This is a genomic window from Mucilaginibacter sp. P4_G9 (assembly GCF_056400985.1).
The window spans coordinates 1-3,578 of sequence record NZ_JBFUKF010000474.1 but is presented as its reverse complement, the minus strand read 5'-3'; the positions used below and the strand labels follow the sequence as shown (position 1 = coordinate 3,578).

Annotated in this window: 4 protein-coding genes; all 4 read left to right on the top strand. The window is 41.6% G+C overall.

The genetic code is table 11. The features are described from left to right. Nucleotides 1-894 (top strand): polyphosphate kinase (locus AC1DPZ_RS23990; protein WP_477408222.1); only part of this gene is annotated, 894 nt, incomplete at its 5' end. Further along, a complete protein-coding gene (locus tag AC1DPZ_RS23985; protein ID WP_477408220.1) occupies nt 891-1,769 on the top strand; it encodes a Ppx/GppA phosphatase family protein in 879 nt (292 codons plus the stop codon). The genes AC1DPZ_RS23990 and AC1DPZ_RS23985, both read left to right, overlap by 4 nt. Nucleotides 1,770-1,946: 177 nt before the next feature. Then, a complete protein-coding gene (locus AC1DPZ_RS23980) occupies nt 1,947-2,510 on the top strand; it encodes a UbiX family flavin prenyltransferase (protein WP_477408218.1) in 564 nt (187 codons plus the stop codon). Nucleotides 2,511-2,608: 98 nt separating this feature from the next. Next, nucleotides 2,609-3,578: MiaB/RimO family radical SAM methylthiotransferase (locus tag AC1DPZ_RS23975; RefSeq protein ID WP_477408216.1), on the top strand; the 970-nt coding region annotated here is incomplete at its 3' end.

The following is a 3,578-nucleotide window of genomic DNA, read 5'->3' as shown; positions in this document are numbered from 1 at the left end:
AATGGTAAAAAAGTAAACTGCCTGGTTGAACTTCGCGCAAGGTTTGATGAGCAGAACAATATATTCTGGAGTAACAGGCTGGAAGAAGAGGGCGTAAATGTACTTTATGGCGTACCGGGCTACAAAGTTCACTCCAAAATATGCCTGGTTACTCGTTTAGAGAAGCAAAAGCTGGTAAATTATGCTTGTTTATCAACCGGGAATTTTAATGAAAAAACAGCCAGGATTTATGCTGATCATACTCTTTTTACAGCCGATAAAAAGATAACTGATGATCTTGCCGAAGTGTTTAAAGCGCTGAAAAGAAATGTGTTGCCCAAGGGATTGAAAACGCTGATCGTATCGCCAGTTGATTCAAGGCCGGCTATTTACAAACTGGTAGAAAACGAAATAAAGAATGCTAAGGCCGGCAAAAAGGCTTATATGATATTGAAAATGAACAGCCTTGCTGATGAGGCGCTCATTAATAAACTATACCAGGCCAGCAATGCCGGTGTTAAAATCAAGATGATCATTCGTGGCATGTGCTGCCTTGTTCCCGGAGTAAAAGGGTACAGCGAAAACATCGAGGTGATAAGCATTGTAGATAAATACCTTGAACATGCCCGTGTACATATCTATTGTAACGGTGGTAACGAGCTGATCTACCTTACATCGGCCGATTTTATGACCCGTAATATTGATAACAGGGTAGAGGTTGGCTTCCCAATCCTCGACGAGCAATTGCGGAAGGAAGTGAAAGATATCATCAATATACAACTGCATGATAATACCAAGGCCCGCGAAATAAACGGTACCAACAGCAATAAATACCATAAAACTAATTCGGCCGATTCACATCGTGCACAGATAGAAATATACAATTACCTTAAAACTAAAAACAAACCAAATTGAGATACGCAGCTATAGATATTGGCTCCAACGCAGTAAGGCTGCTTATTGCCGATATTATTGAAAACCATGGTTCTTATTCCTTCAAAAAAAACACCCTTATAAGGGTACCATTGCGCCTGGGCGACGATGCTTTTATTCAACAACACATCTCCGACAAAAAAGCAGGCGACCWGGTAAAATCCATGAGTGCGTTCCGTAATCTTATGGATGTATATAAAGTGACAGATTACCTGGCTTATGCTACATCGGCCATGCGCGAAGCAAAAAACGGCGAAGAAGTAGTTAAGCTGATAAAACAGGATGCCAATATTGATTTAGAGATCATTCACGGCTCAAAAGAAGCTAAAGTAATATATGCCAGCCATGCTGAACAAACCATAGATAAAAGCAAAAGCTATTTATATATTGATGTAGGTGGCGGCAGTACCGAGCTTTCACTTTTTTCGGCTGGAGATTTGATGGCTTCCAAATCATTTAATATTGGTACCATCAGGATACTGGATAATCAGGATAGCGAAGAAACCTGGACCGAGATGAAAGATTTCATCAGGGAGCATACCCGGGGCTACAAACAATTATTAGGGATAGGTACCGGCGGCAACATTAACAAATTACACCGGCTGGCCGAAGAGGGCGATGATACGCCAATGACTTTTGGTAAGCTAAAATCCTTGTACACATATCTTAATTCGTTTTCGCTGAAAGATCGTATAAATGTGCTTGGTTTAAACCAGGATAGGGCCGATGTAATCATTCCTGCCTGCGAAATTTATATGACTGTGATGAAAAACGCGGGTATAAAACAGATTTATGTACCCCGTGTAGGTATGGTTGATGGTATAATTCAAAGCTTAATRGATAAGAATTTATCTTAACAATTTATTCATGTAAAAATATTTTTACAAATTTGTTTTATAATATAAAAAGTGTTAGTATATTTGTGATGCCCTCTCAAGGGCATGTTTTTCATAGGTAGATGTAGGGTCGGGTACAAGTTATTCGACCCTTTTTTGTGCCCGTAACTTTTTACCTGCTTGGGTTGTTGTTGAATCATGAAGAAGAAGATTGTAGTTGCTATTACGGGTGCCAGTGGCGCTATTTATGCCGATTTGTTATTAAAAAAGTTAAGCCAGTTAAGTGCCCAGGTGCAGGAAGTAGCCGTCGTGATGTCGGACAATGCGAAGGATGTTTGGCGTTTTGAGCTCGATAACGAGGATTACAGTAAGTATACCTATAAATTTTACGCCAAAAACGATTTTATGGCGCCTTTTGCATCAGGATCGGCTAAGTTTGATACTATGGTGGTTGTTCCCTGTTCTATGGGTACCCTCGGCAGGATAGCAGGAGGCATCTCCGATGATCTGATAAGTCGTGCTGCCGATGTGATCCTCAAAGAACGCCGCAAACTCATCCTCGTGGCCCGCGATACGCCTTTAAACCTTATTCATATCCGCAATATGGCTACCGTTACCGAAGCCGGCGGTGTTATTTGCCCGGCCATTCCATCATACTACAGCAAACCACAAACCATTGAAGAGCTGGCTATGACGGTGGTGAACCGGGTAATTGATTTGATAGGGCTGGAGAACGAGAGTTATGAGTGGAATGGCATTTGATTATTTCGGATTTAGGACATCCGATTTCGGATTTTACTATAACCTGATAACCCGTATTAAAACTATTTCTTAAAATTCCTTATCTTTGCGCCCTTGCAATGAATAAAAAAGTAGCTTTTTATACGCTTGGTTGTAAACTGAATTACTCAGAAACCTCATCTATTGGCAGGCTGTTTAGCCAGGCCGGTTATGATACTGTTGAGTTTTCCAATACGCCTGATGTTTTTGTGATCAACACCTGTTCGGTTACCGAAAATGCGGATAAAAAGTGTAAAAAGATAGTTAAGGAAGCGCTTAAGATCTCCCCCAATGCTTACGTAACCATAGTTGGTTGCTACGCCCAGCTAAAGCCACAGGAAATTGCCGAAATACCCGGTGTTGACATGGTGCTTGGCGCTGCCGAAAAATTCCAGATCATTGATCATATTACCGATCTTACCAAAAAGCCTAAAGCAGTTGTTTATAACCAGCCGGTAAGTGAGGCTAACCAGTTTGTGCCGGCTTACTCTTTTGGCGATCGTACCCGCACATTTCTGAAAGTTCAGGATGGCTGCGATTATTCATGTACCTTTTGTACCATACCTTTAGCCCGTGGTGCCAGCAGGAGCGATACAATAGAAAACGTAATTAAGCAGGCAAAAGAAATAAGTGCTTCGGGAGTTAAGGAAATAGTATTGACAGGTGTTAATTTGGGCGACTTTGGGATACGCAACGGTCATCGGGAGGATAAGTTTTTCGACCTTGTGAGAGCCCTGGATGAAGTTGAAGGGATCGATCGTATCAGGATCTCATCTATCGAACCAAATCTGCTTACTGACGAAATTATTGCCTTTGTTGCTACTTCAAAGCGTTTTGTTCCTCATTTTCATATCCCGTTGCAATCAGGCTCCGATAAAATATTGGGTTTGATGCGCCGCCGCTACAAACGCGATCTGTATGTGAACCGCGTGGCCAAAATAAAAGAACTGATGCCCGATTGCTGCATTGGCGTTGATGTTATTGTTGGTTTCCCCGGCGAAACCAGGGAAGATTTTATCGATACTTATAATTTTTTAAACGACCTTAACG

Coding starts and splice junctions, on each gene's coding strand:
- AC1DPZ_RS23980 (WP_477408218.1), top strand. CDS start 1,947: ATGAAGAAGAAGATTGTAGTTGCTATTACGGGTGCCAGTGGCGCTATT.